The sequence below is a fragment of the Blastococcus mobilis genome (genome assembly GCF_900188025.1).
Lineage (GTDB): Bacteria > Actinomycetota > Actinomycetes > Mycobacteriales > Geodermatophilaceae > Blastococcus_B > Blastococcus_B mobilis.
In genome coordinates this window covers 71,245-89,762 of the sequence record NZ_FZNO01000004.1, presented here as the reverse complement: position 1 = coordinate 89,762, position 18,518 = coordinate 71,245, and the positions used below count along the sequence as shown (strand labels likewise).

Genomic DNA, 18,518 nt, shown 5'->3' with positions numbered 1-18,518 from the left:
AGACGGAGCCTTCCTCAGGGCTGCAGGCGCCAGCGCACGCGGTCGTCGGCGTACCAGGTCCAGCGGTGGACCGGCCGCGGGTAGGCCACCCCGTCACGGAGGACGCGCGCCGGATCCGAGGCGATCTGGAGGGCCCGGCCGCTGGTGTGCCGGGTCGGCCGCAGCGGCAGCGTCATCACGGTGACGCCGATCGTGTCCACCGCCCGCCAGACGGGGCGGACGTCGATGCGCGTGATCTCGCCGTCGGCGACCTTGATGTCGTCGTGGTGGGCCTGCAGCCCCAGCCGCCGGCTGAGGGAGCGGCGGCCGTCGCCGTCGGCCTGCACCCGGCCGTGGTGCAGCAGCACTCCGCCGTGGTCGTCGCGTACGAGGCAGAGGTCCCGGGGCTCCCCGGTGCCGACGCCGATGTCGCGGGCCAGGGCGAGCGAGGCCTTGTCATCCGCCGGCTCCCAGGCCACCGGGACGAGCGAGGTGCGCTGGGCCTTGAGCAGGACGGTGAGCACGGCGGCCAGGCCGGGGACCGGACCTCGCACGCGCAGCGACTCGGCCTCCCCGGCGGCGGCGACGTCCGTCGGTCGGGGGGCCTGGCCGGGTTCCAGACGGCGGAGGTCCAGCTGGACGGAAGCCATGCCGATACCCTGCCACCTGACCACCCGACCATCCCGGCTGACCAAGCGGCCGGGAGTCGCCGGGTGCCGGACGAACCGACCCGCCCACCACCCCGACGACCGAGGAGAACCAGAACCCGATGCCGGCTGTCGTGCTGATCGGCGCCCAGTGGGGCGACGAGGGCAAGGGCAAGGCCACCGACCTCCTCGGCGGCCGCGTCCCCTACGTCGTCCGTTACCAGGGCGGGAACAACGCCGGCCACACGGTGATCACCCCGGACGGCGAGAAGTACGCCCTCCACCTCATCCCGTCGGGGATCCTGACGCCCGGCTGCACACCGGTCATCGGCAACGGCGTGGTCATCGACCCCGAGGTGCTCATCGGCGAGCTCGCCGGCCTCGACGAGCGCGGGGTGGACACCTCGCGGCTGGTCATCTCCTCGGACGCGCATTTGATCATGCCCCACCACCGGGCCCTGGACAAGGTGACCGAGCGCTTCCTGGGCAAGCGCAAGATCGGCACCACCGGTCGCGGGATCGGCCCTGCCTACGGCGACAAGGTGGCCCGGGTCGGCATCCGCGTGCAGGACCTGCTGGACCTCTCCATCCTGCGGCAGAAGCTCGAGGGCACCCTCCAGGAGAAGAACCAGATCCTGGTCAAGGTCTACAACCGCAAGGCCATCGACGTCGACGAGGTCGTCGAGGAGTACGCGCAGTACGCGGAGGCGATCAAGCACCGCATCGTCGACACCCGGCTGCTGCTCGGGAAGGCGCTCGACGCCGGCGAGTGGGTCCTGCTGGAGGGCTCGCAGGGCACGCTGCTCGACGTCGACCACGGCACCTATCCGTTCGTCACGTCGTCCAACCCGACGGCCGGCGGCGCCGCCGTGGGGGCCGGGGTCGGCCCCACCCGGATCGAGCGGGTGGTCGGCATCCTCAAGGCCTACACCACCCGCGTGGGCTCCGGGCCGTTCCCGACCGAGCTCTTCGACGCCGACGGCCAGTACCTGCGCACCCAGGGCGGCGAGGTCGGTGTCACCACGGGTCGCGACCGGCGCTGCGGCTGGTTCGACGCCGTCGTCGCCCGCTACGCCAGCCGGGTCAACGGGATCACCGACTACTTCCTCACCAAGCTCGACGTGCTGTCGGGCCTGGCGACGGTGCCCATCTGCGTCGCCTACGACGTCGACGGCGTCCGGCACGACGAGATGCCGATGACCCAGACGGAGTTCCACCACGCCACACCGGTCTACGAGGAGTTGCCGGGCTGGTCCGAGGACATCCGGCACTGCCGGAAGTTCGACGAGCTGCCCGCCAACGCGCAGGCCTACGTGCGGCGACTCGAGGAGCTCTCGGGCGCCAGGATCAGCGTCATCGGGGTCGGCCCGGGCCGTGACGAGAACGTGGTCATCCACGACTTGATCGATTAGCAGCCCTCCGGGGCTGCACCGCGGCCATGCTCTCTGTCGTCCTCCGGACGACACCGCGGCCACGTGCTGTCCCGCGTTGCATTGAGCGCGTCCCGGGCCTCTTCTCCGGAGGACCTTCGGCCCTCCGTCGTCGAGGCCGTCTCGCCGGAGCGGCTGACCGCTCCGGTCCGCTGCCCCCTGCCGTCCCCAGCTCCTTGCCGCGGCTCTTCGCCCCTCCTCCGGGACCCTCCGGGCCCCGTCGTCGGGGCGATCAGACCAGGGCAGCCTGGAGCTCGGCCACGGCCTGGGCGGCGTGGTCGGGGGAGTCGGTGATCAGGCCGTCGACGCCGAGCGAGAGCAGTCGGCGGGCCATGCCGATCGCGTCGCCCAGGGCCTCGGGGACGGTGCCCACGCGCAGGGGCTCGGGCAGGAAGGCGTTCTCCGCCCGCAGGGTCCAGGTGAAGACGGCCAGCTCCGCGCGGTGCGCCTCGTTCACCAGCGCCGAGGTGCCGGACACGACGTCGACATCCCGGAGAACCCGTTCCACGCTCGGCGCGACACCCTGGGCGTAGGTGGAGATCTCCCGCAGACCGGCGGGGGTGACCATGCGGTCCCCCTCCGCCACGTCGTCGACCAGCTGCATCATCTGCGGCCCGTGCTCACCCAGGCGGGCGCGGAGGTCGCGGAGGACGGCGGCGTCGAAGGACTGCAGCATCACCGGACCCTGCGCGTCGGTCGCGCCGAGCCGGCGGAGCTCCTCGGAGACCAGCTCCGCCATGGGGAGACCCTGCTCGGCGGACCAGCCGGGGTGCTTGAGCTCGGCCAGGACCCGGATCTGCCGGTCGGCGGTGGACCGCGCGCGGGCCAGGTCGACGACCTCGGCCAGCGTGAGGATGCCGAACCGGCCGTCGTAGGCGGTGTTGAGCGGCCGGACCTCCGGCATGCGCTCGACGGCGCGCAGCGTGCGCAGCTCGGCGAGGGTGAAGTCCTCGGCGAACCAGCCGGTGCACAGCTCGTCCTCGACGAGCTTGGTGGTCCGCCGGTCGGCGAACTCCGGTCGGCTGCTGACGTCGGTGGACCAGGAGAGCTCGCTCTCGTGGCGGACCACCAGGGCGCCGTCGCGGCTGACGACGACGTCGGGCTCGATCAGCTCGGCACCGAGGTCGATCGCCAGCTCGTAGCCGGCGGCCGTGTGCTCCGGCCGGTAGGCGGGGGCACCCCGGTGCCCGACGATGACAGGGCGGGGAAGGCGGGTCGCTGGACGGACCGCCAGCAACTCGGACGCGCGCATGTCCTTCACGGAACCCTCATCGGATGTACTCGAAGTGAACGGGCGGGAACGCGGCGCACACAATTCGAGAGACACGGCGCTGACCTGCGCGGCACCATCGGCTCGTGACCGATCTCTCAGCCCTGGGCTGGACCACCGACCGCGTGGTCGAGCTCCCTCCGGGGTGCACGCCCGCACGCGTGACCCGGGTCGACCGCGCCAGGCTCAGCGTGCTGAGCGGCCAGGGCGAGCAGCGGGTGGTCCCGGCCGCGGCGCTGTACGGGGTGGAGCCGGGTGGCCCGGCGGTGGGCGGTTGGGTGGCACTGCGCGGGGAGCTCGCGGTCGCCGTCCTGCCGCGGCGCAGCGCGTTCGTGCGGACCATCGCCGGACGGACCTCGGAGGCCCAGGTGGTGGCGGCGAACCTCGACACCGTCCTGGTGGTCGACGCCCTCACCGGCGATGCCCGGATGCGCCGGGTCGAGCGCTACCTCGCCGTCGCCGGGAGCAGCGGGGCCACGCCGGTGGTCGTCCTGACAAGGCGGACCTCTGCGCCGACGTGGGAGCCACCGTCGCGGCGGTGCGGGAGGACGCCCTCGGCGTCGACGTCCTGCCCGTCAGCGCGGTCACCGGGGTGGGCCTGGGGGAGCTCCGTGCACTGCTCGGGCCGGGACGGACCGCGGCGATGGTCGGCCCCTCCGGGGTCGGGAAGCCTCGCCAACGCACTGGCCGGGCGGATCGTGGCCGGGACCCGGGAGATCCGGGAGGACGGGCGTGGCCGGCACACCACGACCGCCCGTGAGCTGCGCCTCCTGCCCGGTGGTGGTCTGCTCGTGGACACCCCCGGCATGCGTGAGCTGGCGCTCTACGACGACGCGGAAGGGGTGGAGACCGCCTACGCCGACGTCAGCGAGCTGGCCACCGGCTGCCGGTTCCGCGACTGCGCCCACGGCGGCGAGCCCGGGTGCGCGGTCGCTGCGGCGATCGACGACGGCCGCCTGGACCCGGCGCGCTTCATCGCCTGGCGCAAGCTGCAGGCCGAAGCGCATCGCCGGCTGCTGCGCGTCGACGCCCGCGCCCGCGCGGAGGAGCGGGCCCGGCTGCGCACCCTGCACCGGGCGCTGCGGGAGCAGCCCAACAGGATGCGATGACGGCGGGCTCGGTAGCGTCGCGAGCCGTGCGCGTCCTGGTGATCGGCTCCGGTGCCCGGGAGCACGCTCTGTGCGTCGCTCTGTCCTCCGACCCGGAGCTGACCGCGCTCGCCTGCGCCCCGGGCAATGCGGGCACGCGAGCGCTGGCCGAGCCGCTGGCGGTCGACGTGGCCGACCCGGTGGACGTGGCCGGCGTGGCGACCGCGTGGCGGGCCGATCTCGTCGTCATCGGGCCCGAGGGGCCGCTGGTCGCCGGCGCGGCCGACGCCGTCCGGGACGCCGGGATCGCCTGCTTCGGCCCCTCCGCCCAGGCCGCGCAGCTGGAGGGCAGCAAGTCCTTCGCCAAGCACGTGATGGACGCCGCCGGCGTGCCCACCGCGCGGTCCTGGCCGGTCGGCGGGCCGGCCGAGCTGGAGACCGTGCTGGACGAGGTCGGTGCGCCGTACGTGGTCAAGGACGACGGCCTGGCGGCCGGCAAGGGCGTGCTCGTCACCGACGACCGCGACGCCGCGGTGGCGCACGGCCGGAAGGTGCTCGACGGCGGCGGGGCGGTGCTGGTCGAGGAGTACCTCGACGGACCGGAGGTGTCCCTGTTCGCGATCACCGACGGGACGACGGTCCTCCCGCTCGTGCCCGCACAGGACCACAAGCGCCGGGACGACGGCGACGTCGGCCCGAACACCGGCGGTATGGGTGCGTACGCGCCGCTGCCGTGGGCGCCGCCGGGCCTGGTCGACGAGGTGCTGGCGACCGTGCTGCAGCCGACCGTGGACGAGATGGCCCGCCGCGGGGAGACCTTCAGCGGCCTGCTCTACGCCGGCCTCGCGCTCACCTCAGGCGGCCTGCGCGTGATCGAGTTCAACTGCCGCTTCGGCGACCCCGAGACCCAGGTGGTGCTGCCCCTGCTCGAGACCCCGCTGGCCGGGCTGCTGCACGCCGCGGCCACCGGCACGCTCGCCGAGCATCCGCCGCTGCGCTGGCGGAAGGGCGCCGCGGTGACCGTCGTCGTCGCCGCGCACGGCTACCCGGAACGGCCCCGGACCGGTGACCCGATCACCGGAGCCGACGGTGAGGGTGTGCTGCACGCGGGCACCGCGCTCGCCGCGGACGGGACCGTGGTCTCCGCAGGCGGCCGGGTGCTCGCCGTCACCGCTGTGAGCGAGGACCTCGCCGCCGCCCGGCAGGCCGCTTACGAGCGCGTTGCCGGCGTCCGACTGGCCGACGCGCACTGGCGCACCGACATTGCGCTCGCCGCCGTCGAGGGCCGCATCACCGTCGGCTGACAGCTCGGCCCCGTCCAGAGGCTCGCCGCGAGCGAGCGAGCGGTGAGGGGGACGGGGTCCTTCCACTACTTCGCGGTGACCGCGGGCTTCGCCCGCTCCGGCCGCGGCTCGGGCGGGCGGGGCCCTTCGTGCCGCCGGCTCAGGTAGGTACCGGCAACGTTCGCACAGGCCACCGCCGGAACGGCGATCAGCGCCCCGAAGATGCCGCCGATCAGCAGCCCCGCGGCGATGGCCAGCACCACCGCCAGCGGATGCACCCGCACCGCCCGGCCGAGCAGCAGCGGCTGCAGGACGTGGCCCTCCAGTTGCATGACGGCCACGACGATCGCCAGAGCGATCAGGGCGGTGATCGGTCCCTGGGTCACCAGTGCGACCAGGACCGCCACGGTTCCGGCGAGGAACGATCCGATGATCGGGATGAATGCGCCCAGGAACACCAGCGCGGCGAGCGGGATGACCAGATCGACCCGCAGGATCGCCAGGCCGATCCCGATGCCCACGGCGTCCACCAGCGCCACGACGACCGTCGCCCGCACGTAGGAGATCAGCGTGCGCCACGACCGGCGGGCGGCCTCGTCGAGGTAGGCCCGGGAGTCGGCAGGAAACAGGCCCACCAGCCAGAGCCAGATGGACCGGCCGTCCTTGAGGAAGAAGAAGAGCGTGAACAGCGCCAGGACGATGCCGGTGAACACCTCACCGACCGTCGTGGCGGTGGTGATCGCCCCGGAGGCGAGGGTGTCCTGGTTGTCGACCAGGGTCGCCTGCATCGAGGCCACGGCGTCCTCGAGCTGCCCGCGGGTGATCGGGAACGTGCGGACCACGAACGACTGCACCTGGCCGATGCCCTCGCTGACCTGCTCGGCCAGATCGGGAAGACCCGCCGCGACCTGCTGGACGACCAGCGTGATGATCCCGGAGACGACGGTGAGCCCGACCAGGAGCATCGTGAAGGCGGCCAGGGACGGCGGCCAGCCGCGCCGGACCAGACCCGCGGCCCCCGGCTGCAACAGCGCCGCGAGGAGCAGGGCCACGATGACCGGCACGACCGCGACCGCGATGTAGGCCGCCGCATAGAGCAGCACGTACAACCCGGCGATCACGACGATCAGCCGCCAGGACCACGCGGCCGCCGTCCGCAGGCCGAAGGGGACGTCGTCCTCGGCGCTCGTCCGGCGTGGGGGAGCGGACCGCCGGCCCCGGGCGGGCGGGCGCTGCGGCCGGCCGCCGTCGGGCGGACCGCTGACCCCGCCGGGGCCGACAGCGCCGTCGAGGTCGGGGGCGCCCGGCTCGGGACTCCCGAGCGGGGGTCTGGTGGACCCGTCCCGTGGTTCCTCGTACGACCCGTCGTCGGCCGGGTCCTGCACGAAGTCGATCGGCTCCGGGTCGCCGTCGTAGTGGTGCCAGCCGTGGGGGTCGTGCTCCCGGGCCGCCCGGATCCGTTCGCGGGCCCGCAGGGTGAGGTCACGTGCGCGTCTGCGCATCACGCACCTCCGGGGCTGAAGCAGGGGCCGTCAATGATCGCGTCAGCCCTGCGGGAGGATGGTCCCGTGGTGCGACGAGCTGAGCAGTGGCAGGCGGTACCCGCGTGATCGAGCGCTACACGCTCCCCGAGATGGGCCGGGTCTGGAGCGACCAGCACAAGTACGAGCTCTGGTGCCGGGTGGAGACGCTCGTCCTCGAGGCGCACGCCGCTGCCGGCCGGGTGCCGGCGGAGGTGGTGGAGCCGGTGCGCAACGCGCCGCCGCCCACGCCCGAGCGGGTCGCGGAGATCGAGGAGACGACGCAGCACGACGTCATCGCCTTCCTCACCGCGTGGGCCGACAACACCTCGCCGCGGTCGGCCGCGGCCTACGTGCACCACGGCATGACGTCGTCGGACCTGCTGGACACGGCGCTGGCGGTGCAGCTCACCGACGCCACCGACGTCCTGCTGGCCAAGGCCGACCGGCTGGTCGCCGCGCTGCGCGACCACGGCCTGGCGAACCGGGACACCATCAAGGTCGGCCGCACCCACGGCGTGCACGCCGAGCCCGACGTCTGGGGCCACCGGGTCGCCGACCTCGCCTTCGCGATGGCGCGATCCCGTGACCGGCTGCGGGCGGCGCGCTCGGCCGTCGGCGTGGTGGCGATCTCCGGCGCCGTCGGCACGTACTCGCTGATCGACCCCTCGGTCGAGCTGGCCGTCGCCGAGGCGCTGGGGCTGCGGCCGGCCGACGCCTCCACCCAGGTGGTGCTGCGCGACGGCATCAGCGAGTGGGTCTCGGCGCTGGCGATCATCGCGACGGTCTGCGAGGCGATCGCGCTGGAGGTACGCCACGGCCAGCGGACCGAGGTGCGCGAGCTGTCGGAGGCGTTCGGGTCGGGCCAGAAGGGCTCGAGCGCGATGCCGCACAAGAAGAACCCGATCCGCTCGGAGCGCATCGCCGGGCTGGCGCGGGTGGTGCGGGCGGCGATCGTGCCGGTCATGGAGGGCATCCCGCTCTGGCACGAGCGCGACATCTCGCACTCCTCCACCGAGCGGGTCTTCCTGCCCGACGCCGCGATCACCACCGACTACCTGCTCGACCTGACGGCCGGGCTCGTGGAGAACCTCGTCGTGGACGTCGAGCGGATGCGCCTCAACCTGGAGTCCACCGGCGGCCTGATCTACACGTCGTCGGTACTGCTGGAGCTGGTCGAGGGCGGACTCTCCCGGGAAGACGCGTACGCGCTGGTGCAGGGCGCGGCGATGGAGACCTGGAACTCCGGGACGCCGTTCCGGGAGACGCTCCGGGCGCGGGCGAAGGACTCCGGCGTGACGCTGGACGAGGCGCGCCTGGACGAGATCTGCCGGCCGGAGCGGTACGTGACCAACCTCGGTCCGCTGTTCGACCGGCTGGCCGCACTGACGTGATCGACCTGCCGCTCGTCGCCCGGGGCAAGGTGCGCGAGATCTACGACGCCGGTTCCGACCGGCTGCTGCTGGTGGCGTCGGACCGGATCTCGGCCTACGACCACGTGCTGCCGACGCCGATCCCCGACAAGGGGCGGGTGCTGACCCAGCTGTCGGTGTGGTGGTTCCAGCAGCTGACGCCGGTGCTGTCGTCCTTCGGGGCTACCCACCACCTCATCTCGGCCTCGGACGTGCCGTCGGAGGTGGCCGGTCGGGCGATGCTGGTCCGGCGGCTGGAGATGCTGCCGGTCGAGTGCGTGGCGCGGGGTTACCTCTCCGGGTCCGGCACCGTGGAGTACTCGCGCACCGGGTCCATCCGCGACGTCCCCCTGCCTGCCGGGCTGGTCGAGGGTTCGCGGCTGCCGGCGCCGGTGTTCACGCCGTCGACCAAGGCGGAGGTCGGGGAACACGACGAGGCGATCGACTTCTCCGCCGTCGTCTCCGCCGTCGGTGCTGCGCGGGCGGAGGAGCTGCGGGAGCTGACCCTGGCGCTGTACTCGCGCGCCGCGGAGATCGCGCTCGACGCCGGGATCGTCCTGGCCGACACCAAGTTCGAGTTCGGGCTCGCGGGGGAGGGGCTGGTGCTGGGCGACGAGGTGCTCACGCCCGACTCGTCCCGCTTCTGGCCTGCGGCGACCTGGTCACCCGGTTCCGTGCAGCCCTCGTTCGACAAGCAGTACGTCCGTGACTGGCTGACGTCGTCCGGATGGGACCGGGTCTCGCCGCCGCCCGAACTGCCTGACGACGTCGTAGCCGCCACGCGCGAGCGCTACATCACGGCCTACGAGAAGCTCACCGGCCAGAAGTTCGCCTGAGGGTCGCTCCTCGGACGGGCCGCCGTCCTGACGTGCGACTCTCTTGACCTGCGACGGACCAGCGGCGGCATCGCGACTTCACCGGCGGCAGGGGCGACTCCCTGCTGCTCCTCCTGCGCGGCCTCGGCGCAACGGCGGCGGTGTGGCGGCGGCTGCCCCCGCTGGTCGATGAGTCGTGGGACGGCCGGTGGGCGGCGCCCGACCTCCGCGGTCACGGACTCTCGGTGGCCCAGCCGCCCTACGGCTACGGCATCCACGCCGCCGACATGGCGGAGCTGGCCGCGGAGACCGGCGCCACACGGGTCACGGTGCTCGGCCACTCGTTCGGCGGCGTCGTCGGGGCGGTGCTCGGCAGCGGTTGGTACGGCGTCCCTGTCGACCGGGTCGTCGCCGTCGGCGTGAAGATCGACTGGACCGACGACGAGGTGACGCGGGCCGCGGCGATGTCCACCCGGCCGCCCCAGGTCTTCGCGAGCTCGCTCGAGGCCGCCGACCGGCACCTGAAGATGGCCGGCCTGCGCGACCTCGTCGACCCGGTCGACCCGGTGGCGCGCGCCGGGACCCGGGTCGCTCACGGCGGCTGGATCGCCGCTCTCGACCCGCGGGCGTTCGGCGCGGTGGGCCCGTCGGTGGAGACGATCCTGTCCCGGTGCGCGGCGCCATTGCGGCTGTCCGCGGGCTCGGGCGACCCGATGGTCGGGCTGGACGCCATGCGCCGGGTCGATCCCGACGCCGTCCTCCTCGAGGGCGCCGGTCACAACGCCCACTGGGAGACGCCCGACGCCGTCTGGTCCCTCCTCACCCCCTGACCCGCGAGATCTGCACACTCGTGGCCATCAGCCGCTGATGGCCACGAGTTCGCAGATCTCGCTCCAGGGTTGTGGACGACGCCAGCGGGGTCGGTGCCGGTTGGAGCAGGCTCCGGCGGTGCCCAGTCGCCCGGTTCGTCCCCGTCTCACCGGCCCGGCCACCCGGTCCGGCGCCGCCTCCGCAGGCATCTCCGACTGGCAGCTGCGTCACCGGGGCGTCGCGCGTCTGTCCCGAGACACCTACCTGCCTCGGGCGCTGCTCGATGACGTGACGGCCCGGATCACCGCCGTCCTGCTGAGCGCACCCCCGAACGCCGTCGTCAGCCACGTCACGGCGGCGACGATCTGGGGCCTCGCGATCCCCATGCAGCCCGAGGATCCCCGCGTTCATCTCACCGTCGTGACCGGATCGGCGGTGCGCGCCCGTGTGGACCGCAGCATCCATCGCCGTCCGTTGATGGCAGCCGAGGTCGTCGAACGGCTCGGCTTCCGGCTCACCAACCCGCAGCGCACCTGGCGCGACCTCGCGGCCACCCTGGCGCCGTCGGCGCTGCTGGCGGTGACCGACCAGCTGCTGGCCCACTGGTGCTCCGTCGACGACCTGCACGCTCAGCTGCGACTCCGGCCGTCCGGACGCGGTTCCGCGCGGGCCCGAGCCGTCCTCCCCGTTGCGGATCCACGTGCGGAGTCGCCTATGGAGTCGGTGCTCCGGTGGCTCCTGCACACCGCGGGCGTTCCGGCTCCAGAGCTCCAGTACGTGATCCGTACGGCAGGTGGAGAGTTCCGTGCCGACTTCGCCTGGCCCGAGCACGGGGTGGTCGTCGAGTTCGACGGTGCCGTCCATCGCGAGCGTGGAGTCTTCGTGCGGGACCTCCGGCGGCAGAACGCGCTCGTCGCGGCCGGCTGGACGGTCCTGCGTTTCAGCGGCGCGGACGTGCTCGGTCGACCAGAGGAGGTCGTGGCCCAGATCCTGCGGGCGCTGGGCCAGTGAGTTCTGCGTTCTCGTGGTCATCAGGCGCTGATGGCCACGAGTGTGCAGATCTCGCGGGAAACGAGCGGGGCAGGGGCGAAAACGCGCCCAGGTACCCTCGTTGGCGTGTCCCGGGTGGTCGTCGACGTGGTCCTCAAGCCGGAGATCTCCGACCCTCAGGGTCAGGCGGTGCTCGGAGCGCTGGGCCGGCTGGGCCACGACAGCATCCGCAGCGTCCGCCAGGGCAAGCACTTCGTCCTCGAGGTCGACGGCACGCCCGACGAGGCGGAGTTGAAGCAGATCGCCGAGACGCTGCTGGCCAACCCCGTCATCGAGGACGTCGAACTGCACCTCACCACCGACTGAGAGAACGAGCTGTGCGCATCGGTGTTCTGACCTTCCCGGGCTCCCTGGACGACGTCGACGCCGCCCGCGCGGTGCGGCTGGCCGGGGGTGAGCCGGTCGCTCTGTGGCACGCCGACCACGACCTCAAGGACGTCGACGCCGTCGTCCTCCCCGGCGGCTTCTCCTACGGCGACTACCTGCGGGCCGGTGCCATCGCCGCCCGCGCACCCCTGATGCAGGACGTCGTCGACCGCGCGAAGCAGGGCCTCCCCGTGCTCGGCATCTGCAACGGCTTCCAGGTGCTCTGCGAGGCCGGCCTCCTCCCGGGCGCGCTGACCCGCAACAGCCACCTGCACTTCCGCAACCGCGACCAGGTGCTGCAGGTCGAGCGGGCCGACACGGCCTGGACGACGGACTACAGCGAGGGCCAGCGCATCGTGATCCCGGTCAAGAACGGCGAGGGCCGCTACGTGGCCGCCGACGCCGACCTCGACCGCCTGGAGGGCGAGGGGCGGGTCGTGTTCCGCTACGTCGACGGCAACCCCAACGGGAGCAGCCGCGACATCGCCGGCGTGACCAGCGAGGACGGCCGGGTCGTCGGCCTGATGCCGCACCCCGAGCACGCCGTCGAGGACCTCACCGGGCCGAGCACCGACGGGCTGGGCTTCTTCACCAGCGTCTTGAAGGCGGTCGTTGCAGCGTGACCCAGGGACTGAGCGATCTCGACACCGGTCCCGGCCGGCTGGCCGACCGCCTGGACACGGTCGAGCTGGCGGCGCGGACGCCGGACGACGAGCAGCCGTACGCCGAGCTGGGCCTGAAGTCGGACGAGTACGCGCGGATCCGCGACATCCTGGGCCGCCGTCCCACCACCGCCGAGCTGGCGATGTACTCGGTCATGTGGAGCGAGCACTGCTCCTACAAGTCCAGCAAGGTGCACCTGCGGCAGTTCGGCGATCTCCCGCCGAGCGACGCGCTGCTGGTGGGCATCGGGGAGAACGCGGGCGTGGTCGACGTCGGCGACGGCTACGCGGTGACCTTCAAGGTCGAGTCGCACAACCACCCGAGCTACGTGGAGCCCTACCAGGGCGCGGCCACCGGCGTCGGCGGCATCGTGCGCGACATCCTCACCATGGGCGCTCGGCCGATCGCGGTCATGGACTCGCTGAGGTTCGGTCGCGCCGACGCGCCCGACACCGCCCGCGTGCTGCCCGGCGTCGTCGCCGGGGTGGGCGGCTACGGCAACTGCCTGGGCCTGCCCAACATCGGCGGTGAACTGCTCTTCGACGACTGCTACGCCGGGAACCCGCTGGTCAACGCTCTGTGCGTCGGCGTCATGAAGCACGAGGACGTCCGGCTGGCCAAGGCCGAGGGTGTCGGCAACAAGGTGATCCTCTTCGGCGCCCGCACCGGCGGCGACGGCATCGGCGGCGTCAGCGTCCTGGCGTCGGAGACCTTCGACGCCGAGGGTCCGGCCAAGCGCCCCAGCGTCCAGGTGGGTGACCCGTTCACCGAGAAGCTGCTGATCGAGGCGTGCCTGGAGATCTTCGCCGTCGACCTCGTCACCGGCATCCAGGACCTCGGCGGCGCGGGCCTCTCGTGCGCGACCAGCGAGCTGGCCAGCGCCGGTACCGGCGGCATGCACATCGACCTCGACACGGTCCCGCTGCGCGACAGCACGCTCACCCCGGCCGAGATCCTGATGAGCGAGTCGCAGGAGCGCATGTGCGCGATCGTCGAGCCGGCCAAGGTCGAGGAGTTCCTCGCCGTCTGTCGCAAGTGGGACGTGCTCGCCACCGTCATCGGTGAGGTGACCGACGGCGACCGGCTCACCGTCGACTGGCACGGCGAGCGCATCGTCGACGTCCCGCCGCGCACCGTGGCCCACGAGGGACCCGTCTACGAGCGCCCGATGCAGCGCCCCGCCGACCTCGACGCCCTCCAGGCCGACGACGCCGCCCGCCTCCCGCGCCCGGTCACCGGCGCCGAGCTCGAGGCCCACTGGCTCGCGGTCGTCAGCAGCCCGGACGGCGCCGACAAGACCTGGGTCACCGAGCAGTACGACCGCTACGTGCGCGGCAACACCGTCCTGGCCCAGCCGGAGGACGCCGGCGTGGTGCGGATCGACGAGGAGAGCCACCGCGGCATCGCGCTCTCCCTCGACGGCAACGCCCGCTATGCGCGCCTCGACCCCTACCTCGGCGCCCAGCTGAACCTCGCCGAGGCCTACCGCAACGTCGCCGTCTCCGGTGCCAAGCCGCTCGCTGTCACCAACTGCCTCAACTTCGGCTCCCCGGAGGAGCCGGAGGTTATGTGGCAGTTCGCCGAGGCCGTCCGCGGCCTGGCCGACGCCTGCCGGGAGCTCGGGCTGCCGGTCACCGGCGGCAACGTGAGCCTCTACAACCAGACCGGCGACGTGCCGATTAACCCCACGCCGGTGATCGGCGTCCTGGGCGTGCACGACGACGTCCGCCGCCGCGTGCCCTCCGGCTGGCGACAGGAGGGGGAGACCGTCCTCCTGCTCGGCGAGACGCGGCCGGAGTTCGGCGGCTCGGCCTGGGCGTCGGTCGTGCACGGACACCTGGGCGGGCGGCCCCCGGCGGTCGACCTGGCCGCCGAGCGGACGCTGGGCGACCTGCTGGCTGCGCTGGGCCGAGAGGGCCTGATCACGTCTGCGCACGACCTCGCCGACGGCGGCCTCGCGCAGACGCTCGCGGAGTCCGCGCTGCGCCACGGGGTGGGCGCGCGCCTGCACCTGGACGGCGACCCGTTCACGGCGCTGTTCAGCGAGTCCACCGCCCGCGTCGTCGTCACGACGTCGGATCCCGGTGGCGTGAAGACGACGGCGCAGTGGGCCGGCGTCCCCGTGACGGAACTGGGGACGACGGGCGGGGCGGCGCTCACCGTCGACGGCCTGCTGGACCTGCCGCTCGACGAGCTGCGCGCGGCGTGGTCGGCGACCCTCCCGGCGCTGTTCGGCAGCCCGGAAGCCACGATCGGCACCGTTCCGGCGGGCACCGTCCCGACCAGCTGATGGCCGGGACCGCCCCCATCCCGGCGGAGGAGCTCCGCGCCGTCCTCGGGCCCGTTCTCCCGTGGCTGGCGGGGGAGGCGGAGCAGCCGCCCCGCGCGGTCGTGGGCGCCGCGGTGAAGACCACCGCCCGCTGGCTGGCCCAGCAGGTGCCGGGCCGCTCGGTGGAGCTGCGGGTGCCCCCGCACGTCGCCGTCCAGTGCGTGCCCGGCCCGCGGCACACCCGCGGCACCCCGCCGAACGTCGTCGAGACCGACGCCGCGACCTGGCTGCGCCTGGCGACCGGGCAGCTCACATGGGAGGACGCCGTCGCCGAGGGGAAGGTCAGCGCCAGCGGCAACCGCGCGGACCTCTCGGACAACCTGCCGCTGCGGCCCCTGAGATAGCACTGCGCCCCGTCCGCTCGGGAGCGGACGGGGCGCAGTGGACAGCGGTGGTGCGGGTCAGCCGCCGAAGAGCGCGCTGGCCGCCTTCACCGTGTTGTACAACCCGTAGGCCAGGGGCACGCCCACGAGGGTCCAGGCGAACGCGATGAGCGCCGCCGGGGTGTGGGTGGGTCGCTGGTTGCTGCTCGTGGAGGCAGGAGTGCTCATCGGGCGGCGCTCGCTTCCTGGGTGGAGGGGGACGGGGCGGCCTTGGGCTCGTGCCACTTGTCGGCCACCGGCTTGATCAGCAGGTTGGCGACGAAGCCGACGGCCAGCAGGCCGACCATGATGAACAGCGCCGGCCGGTAGTCACCGGCGACCAGCTCACCCGGCGTGCCGCGCGAGTCGAGGACGCCGTTGATGATCAGCGGACCGACCACGCCAGCGGCAGCCCACGCGGTCAGCAGCCGGCCGTGGATGGCGCCGACCTGGTAGGTGCCGAAGAGGTCGCGCAGGTACGCGGGGACCGTGGCGAAGCCGCCGCCGTAGAAGCTGATGATGATGGCGGCGGTCAGCACGAAGACCCAGGTCGCGGTGCTGCCGAGGGTCGCCAGGACGATGTACAGGACGATGCCGACACCCAGGTAGACCATGTAGATCGGCTTGCGTCCGATGTAGTCCGAGGTGGAGGACCACACGAACCGGCCCCCCATGTTGAACAGCGAGAGCAGCCCGACGAAGCCGGCGGCGGTCGCGGCGGCGACGGCCGAGGTGGCGCCGTCGCGGAAGAAGTCCTGGATCATCGGCGCGGCCTGCTCGAGGATGCCGATGCCCGCGGTCACGTTGCAGAACAGGACCGTCCACAGCAGCCAGAACTGCGGGGTCCTGATCGCGTTGTTGGCGGACACGTTCTCCGTCGTCACCAGGGACTTCGCCTTGACCGAGGCCGGGTCGAAGCCGTCGGGACGCCAGCCGTCGGCGGGGACCCGGATGATGAACGCCCCGAACATCATGAACACCAGGTAGACCAGGCCCAGGGTCAGGAACAGCAGCGCGACCGAGTTGCCGCTGGGCACGGTGCCGGCGGTTCCGTCGTAGCCAGGGTCGTAGAAGTTCATCAGCTGGCGCGACAGCGGCGAGGCGATCAGCGCGCCACCACCGAAGCCCATGATCGCCATGCCGGTTGCCAGGCCCGGACGGTCGGGGAACCACTTGATCAGCGTGGAGACCGGGGAGATGTAGCCGATGCCCAGGCCGATGCCGCCGAGGAAGCCGTATCCGAAGTACAGCAGCCACAGCTGCTCGGTGTAGATGCCGAGCGAGCCGACGAGGAAGCCGGACACCCAGAAGACGGCGGAGGTGAACATCGCGGCACGGGGGCCGTTCCTGTCCACCCAGGTGCCGAAGACGGCGGCCGAGAGGCCGAGCATGACGATGGCGATCGAGAAGATGATGCCGATCGCGGTGAGGCTGGTGTCGAAGTGCTCGACGAGTGCGGTCTTGTAGACGCTGGTCGCGTACGCCTGGCCGATGCACAGGTGGACGGCCAGGGCCGCCGGCGGGATCAGCCAGCGGTTGAATCCCGGCCGGGCGACGATGCGCTCACGGGCCAGGAAGCTGGGTACTGCCACGGAACAACCTCCGAGTCGGGAGGGGCGCACCCGGACGGGCGCAACCCGGTCGCGCGCTGTGATATGCATCGCGACCGTTCGCACGGTACGTCGCCGCCTCCGCGGCCGCGCGTCCGACACCCGGACGAGACACGGCCGTGACCACCGAATGCGCAGGTTGGGGGCGGTTCGGCCGCGGTGGCGTCGCCGACCTAGGCTCGTCCCATGGCCTATGAGGTGAAGGGCGTCGTGGCCCGCAGCAAGGGTGCTCCGGTCAGCATCGAGACGATCATCGTCCCCGATCCCGGCCCGGGTGAGGCGGTGGTCGACATCCAGGCGTGCGGGGTCTGCCACACCGACCTGCACTACCGGGAGGGCGGGATCAACGACGACTTCCCGTTCCTGCTCGGCCACGAGGCCGCCGGCGTCGTGTCCGCGGTCGGTGAGGGCGTCACCAACGTCGCGGTCGGCGACTACGTGATCCTCAACTGGCGGGCGGTGTGCGGGCAGTGCCGCGCCTGCCTCAAGGGCGAGCTGCAGTACTGCTTCGCCACCCACAACGCCGCGCAGAAGATGACCCTGGCCGACGGCACCGAGCTGTCCCCGGCGCTGGGCATCGGCGCGTTCGCCGAGAAGACCCTGGTCCACTCCGGCCAGTGCACCAAGGTCGACCCGGCCGCTCCGCCGACCGCCGCCGGCCTGCTCGGCTGCGGGGTGATGGCCGGGGTGGGTGCCGCGATCAACACCGGCGCCGTGCAGCGCGGGGAGAGCGTCGCGGTGTTCGGCTGCGGCGGCGTCGGGGACGCCGCGATCGCCGGCGCCAAGCTGGCCGGCGCGACGACGATCATCGCCGTCGACATCGAGGAGCGGAAGCTGGAGTGGGCCAAGCAGATGGGCGCCACCCACACGGTCAACTCCAAGGACACCGACGCGGTGGAGGCGATCAGGGCGCTGACCGGGGGCTTCGGTGTGGACGTCGCGATCGACGCCGTCGGCCACCCGAAGGTGTTCGAGCAGGCCTTCTACGCCCGTGACCTGGCCGGTCGGGTGGTGATGGTCGGCGTCCCGACCCTGGACATGACCATCGAGCTGCCGGCGATCGAGATCTTCGGCCGGGGCGGGTCGATCAAGTCCTCCTGGTACGGCGACTGCCTGCCGTCCCGCGACTTCCCGATGCTGATCGACCTGTACCTGCAGGGCCGCTTCGACCTCGACGCCTTCGTCTCCGAGACCATCGGCCTGGACGACGTCGAGGAGGCCTTCGCGAAGATGCACCGCGGCGAGGTGCTGCGCAGCGTGGTGGTCCTGAAGTGACCACCGCCCGCGTCGAGAAGGTCGTCGTCAGCGGGGTGTTCAGCCTCGACGGGCAGGACTTCGACGTCGACAACAACGTCTGGCTGGTCGGCGACGACGACGAGGTGCTCGTCATCGACGCCCCGCACGACGCCGCCCCGATCGTCGAGGCGGTCGGCGGGCGGCGGGTGACGGCGATCGTGCTCACCCACGGGCACAACGACCACATCACCGCGGCGCCTGCCCTCCGGGAGGCCACCGGTGCGCCCATCTGGTTCCACCCGATGGACCGGATGCTGTGGGACGTCGTGCACCCCGACTCGGAGCCGGACCGGGAGCTCGCGTCCGACGTCCGGTTCTCGGTGGCCGGTGTGGAGTTGGTCACCCGGCACACGCCCGGTCATTCGCCGGGGAGTGTGTGCCTCCATGCACCCGAGCTGAACACCGTGTTCACCGGCGACACCCTCTTCCACGGCGGGCCCGGCGCCACCGGCCGGTCGTTCAGCGACCGGCCCACGATCGTGCACTCGATCCGCTCGGAGCTGTTCACGCTGCACGGGGACACCGTGGTCAGGACCGGGCACGGCGAGGACACGACGATCGCGGCGGAGCTCCGGAACGTCGACTGAC

General features: G+C 72.6%; 18 protein-coding genes. 13 read left to right on the top strand and 5 right to left on the bottom strand.

Going from position 1 to position 18,518, the window contains the following annotated elements:
• Positions 1-14 precede the first annotated feature (14 nt).
• A complete protein-coding gene (locus CHB94_RS05120; RefSeq protein ID WP_089335503.1) occupies positions 15-629 on the bottom strand; it encodes a hypothetical protein in 615 nt (204 codons plus the stop codon).
• Between the two features lie 119 nt (positions 630-748).
• Here CHB94_RS05120 and CHB94_RS05115 point away from each other — a divergent pair, with 119 nt between their 5' ends.
• Positions 749-2,038 carry an adenylosuccinate synthase gene (locus CHB94_RS05115; protein WP_089335502.1) on the top strand — a complete coding sequence of 430 codons (1,290 nt, stop codon included), beginning with the start codon at positions 749-751 and terminating at the stop codon, positions 2,036-2,038.
• Positions 2,039-2,288: 250 nt separating this feature from the next.
• Here the strand turns inward: CHB94_RS05115 and CHB94_RS05110 are convergent, their stop codons facing one another.
• A complete protein-coding gene (locus CHB94_RS05110; protein WP_089335600.1) occupies positions 2,289-3,308 on the bottom strand; it encodes a glycerophosphodiester phosphodiesterase family protein in 1,020 nt (339 codons plus the stop codon).
• Positions 3,309-3,412: 104 nt separating this feature from the next.
• On the opposite strand from CHB94_RS05110, the gene rsgA reads away from it, so the two are divergent.
• Both rsgA and purD read left to right on the top strand, forming a co-directional pair.
• The gene (gene rsgA, locus CHB94_RS05105) at positions 3,413-4,435 is read left to right on the top strand and encodes a GTPase RsgA (RefSeq protein ID WP_254920407.1); all 1,023 of its coding nucleotides are present in this window, start codon (positions 3,413-3,415) and stop codon (positions 4,433-4,435) included.
• A gap of 26 nt (positions 4,436-4,461) precedes the next feature.
• The gene (gene purD / locus CHB94_RS05100; protein WP_089335501.1) at positions 4,462-5,718 is read left to right on the top strand and encodes a phosphoribosylamine--glycine ligase; all 1,257 of its coding nucleotides are present in this window, start codon (positions 4,462-4,464) and stop codon (positions 5,716-5,718) included.
• Positions 5,719-5,783: 65 nt separating this feature from the next.
• On the opposite strand, the gene CHB94_RS05095 is transcribed toward purD, so the two are convergent.
• Positions 5,784-7,199, bottom strand: a complete 1,416-nt coding sequence (locus tag CHB94_RS05095; RefSeq protein WP_089335500.1) for an AI-2E family transporter — start codon at positions 7,197-7,199, stop codon at positions 5,784-5,786.
• Positions 7,200-7,303: 104 nt separating this feature from the next.
• Between CHB94_RS05095 and purB the strand changes: the two genes are divergently transcribed.
• From purB to CHB94_RS05055, 8 genes are all read left to right on the top strand, one after another.
• Positions 7,304-8,611, top strand: coding sequence for an adenylosuccinate lyase (purB, locus tag CHB94_RS05090; protein WP_089335499.1), 1,308 nt, complete (start codon positions 7,304-7,306; stop codon positions 8,609-8,611).
• Positions 8,608-9,465 (top strand): phosphoribosylaminoimidazolesuccinocarboxamide synthase, encoded by an 858-nt coding sequence (locus CHB94_RS05085; RefSeq protein ID WP_176445425.1) that lies wholly within the window; start codon positions 8,608-8,610, stop codon positions 9,463-9,465. Before purB ends, CHB94_RS05085 begins: the two co-directional genes overlap by 4 nt.
• A 101-nt stretch (positions 9,466-9,566) precedes the next feature.
• Complete coding sequence (locus CHB94_RS05080) at positions 9,567-10,274, top strand: alpha/beta fold hydrolase (RefSeq protein WP_089335498.1); 708 nt, start codon at positions 9,567-9,569, stop codon at positions 10,272-10,274.
• 118 nt (positions 10,275-10,392) lie between these two features.
• Positions 10,393-11,265, top strand: coding sequence for a DUF559 domain-containing protein (locus tag CHB94_RS05075; RefSeq protein WP_176445423.1), 873 nt, complete (start codon positions 10,393-10,395; stop codon positions 11,263-11,265).
• 105 nt (positions 11,266-11,370) lie between these two features.
• Positions 11,371-11,610: a phosphoribosylformylglycinamidine synthase subunit PurS gene (gene purS / locus CHB94_RS05070; RefSeq protein WP_089335496.1), complete on the top strand. Its 240-nt coding sequence runs from the start codon at positions 11,371-11,373 to the stop codon at positions 11,608-11,610.
• 11 nt (positions 11,611-11,621) lie between these two features.
• A complete protein-coding gene (gene purQ / locus CHB94_RS05065; protein WP_089335495.1) occupies positions 11,622-12,293 on the top strand; it encodes a phosphoribosylformylglycinamidine synthase subunit PurQ in 672 nt (223 codons plus the stop codon).
• Positions 12,290-14,623: a phosphoribosylformylglycinamidine synthase subunit PurL gene (gene purL / locus CHB94_RS05060; RefSeq protein ID WP_217899175.1), complete on the top strand. Its 2,334-nt coding sequence runs from the start codon at positions 12,290-12,292 to the stop codon at positions 14,621-14,623. Before purQ ends, purL begins: the two co-directional genes overlap by 4 nt.
• Complete coding sequence (locus tag CHB94_RS05055) at positions 14,623-15,006, top strand: sterol carrier family protein (protein WP_089335494.1); 384 nt, start codon at positions 14,623-14,625, stop codon at positions 15,004-15,006. Before purL ends, CHB94_RS05055 begins: the two co-directional genes overlap by 1 nt.
• A gap of 57 nt (positions 15,007-15,063) precedes the next feature.
• Here the strand turns inward: CHB94_RS05055 and CHB94_RS24990 are convergent, their stop codons facing one another.
• Both CHB94_RS24990 and CHB94_RS05050 read right to left on the bottom strand, forming a co-directional pair.
• A complete protein-coding gene (locus CHB94_RS24990; protein ID WP_176445422.1) occupies positions 15,064-15,213 on the bottom strand; it encodes an MFS transporter small subunit in 150 nt (49 codons plus the stop codon).
• On the bottom strand, positions 15,210-16,616 hold the full coding sequence (locus CHB94_RS05050) for an OFA family MFS transporter (RefSeq protein WP_089335493.1): 1,407 nt from the start codon (positions 16,614-16,616) through the stop codon (positions 15,210-15,212). The genes CHB94_RS24990 and CHB94_RS05050 overlap by 4 nt, the downstream gene beginning before the upstream one ends.
• A gap of 204 nt (positions 16,617-16,820) precedes the next feature.
• On the opposite strand from CHB94_RS05050, the gene CHB94_RS05045 reads away from it, so the two are divergent.
• Both CHB94_RS05045 and CHB94_RS05040 read left to right on the top strand, forming a co-directional pair.
• On the top strand, positions 16,821-17,909 hold the full coding sequence (locus tag CHB94_RS05045) for an S-(hydroxymethyl)mycothiol dehydrogenase (RefSeq protein ID WP_089335492.1): 1,089 nt from the start codon (positions 16,821-16,823) through the stop codon (positions 17,907-17,909).
• Positions 17,906-18,517: an MBL fold metallo-hydrolase gene (locus tag CHB94_RS05040; protein ID WP_089335491.1), complete on the top strand. Its 612-nt coding sequence runs from the start codon at positions 17,906-17,908 to the stop codon at positions 18,515-18,517. The genes CHB94_RS05045 and CHB94_RS05040 overlap by 4 nt, the downstream gene beginning before the upstream one ends.
• The last annotated feature ends 1 nt before the right edge of the window (position 18,518 follow it).

What these genes read in the sequence shown, in the direction of transcription:
- CHB94_RS05120 (WP_089335503.1), bottom strand. Translation starts at nt 629, where the DNA reads ATGGCTTCCGTCCAGCTGGACCTCCGCCGTCTGGAACCCGGCCAGGCC.
- CHB94_RS05115 (WP_089335502.1), top strand. Translation starts at nt 749, where the DNA reads ATGCCGGCTGTCGTGCTGATCGGCGCCCAGTGGGGCGACGAGGGCAAG.
- CHB94_RS05110 (WP_089335600.1), bottom strand. Translation starts at nt 3,308, where the DNA reads ATGCGCGCGTCCGAGTTGCTGGCGGTCCGTCCAGCGACCCGCCTTCCC.
- CHB94_RS05095 (WP_089335500.1), bottom strand. Translation starts at nt 7,199, where the DNA reads ATGCGCAGACGCGCACGTGACCTCACCCTGCGGGCCCGCGAACGGATC.
- CHB94_RS05055 (WP_089335494.1), top strand. Translation starts at nt 14,623, where the DNA reads ATGGCCGGGACCGCCCCCATCCCGGCGGAGGAGCTCCGCGCCGTCCTC.
- CHB94_RS24990 (WP_176445422.1), bottom strand. Translation starts at nt 15,213, where the DNA reads ATGAGCACTCCTGCCTCCACGAGCAGCAACCAGCGACCCACCCACACC.
- CHB94_RS05045 (WP_089335492.1), top strand. Translation starts at nt 16,821, where the DNA reads ATGGCCTATGAGGTGAAGGGCGTCGTGGCCCGCAGCAAGGGTGCTCCG.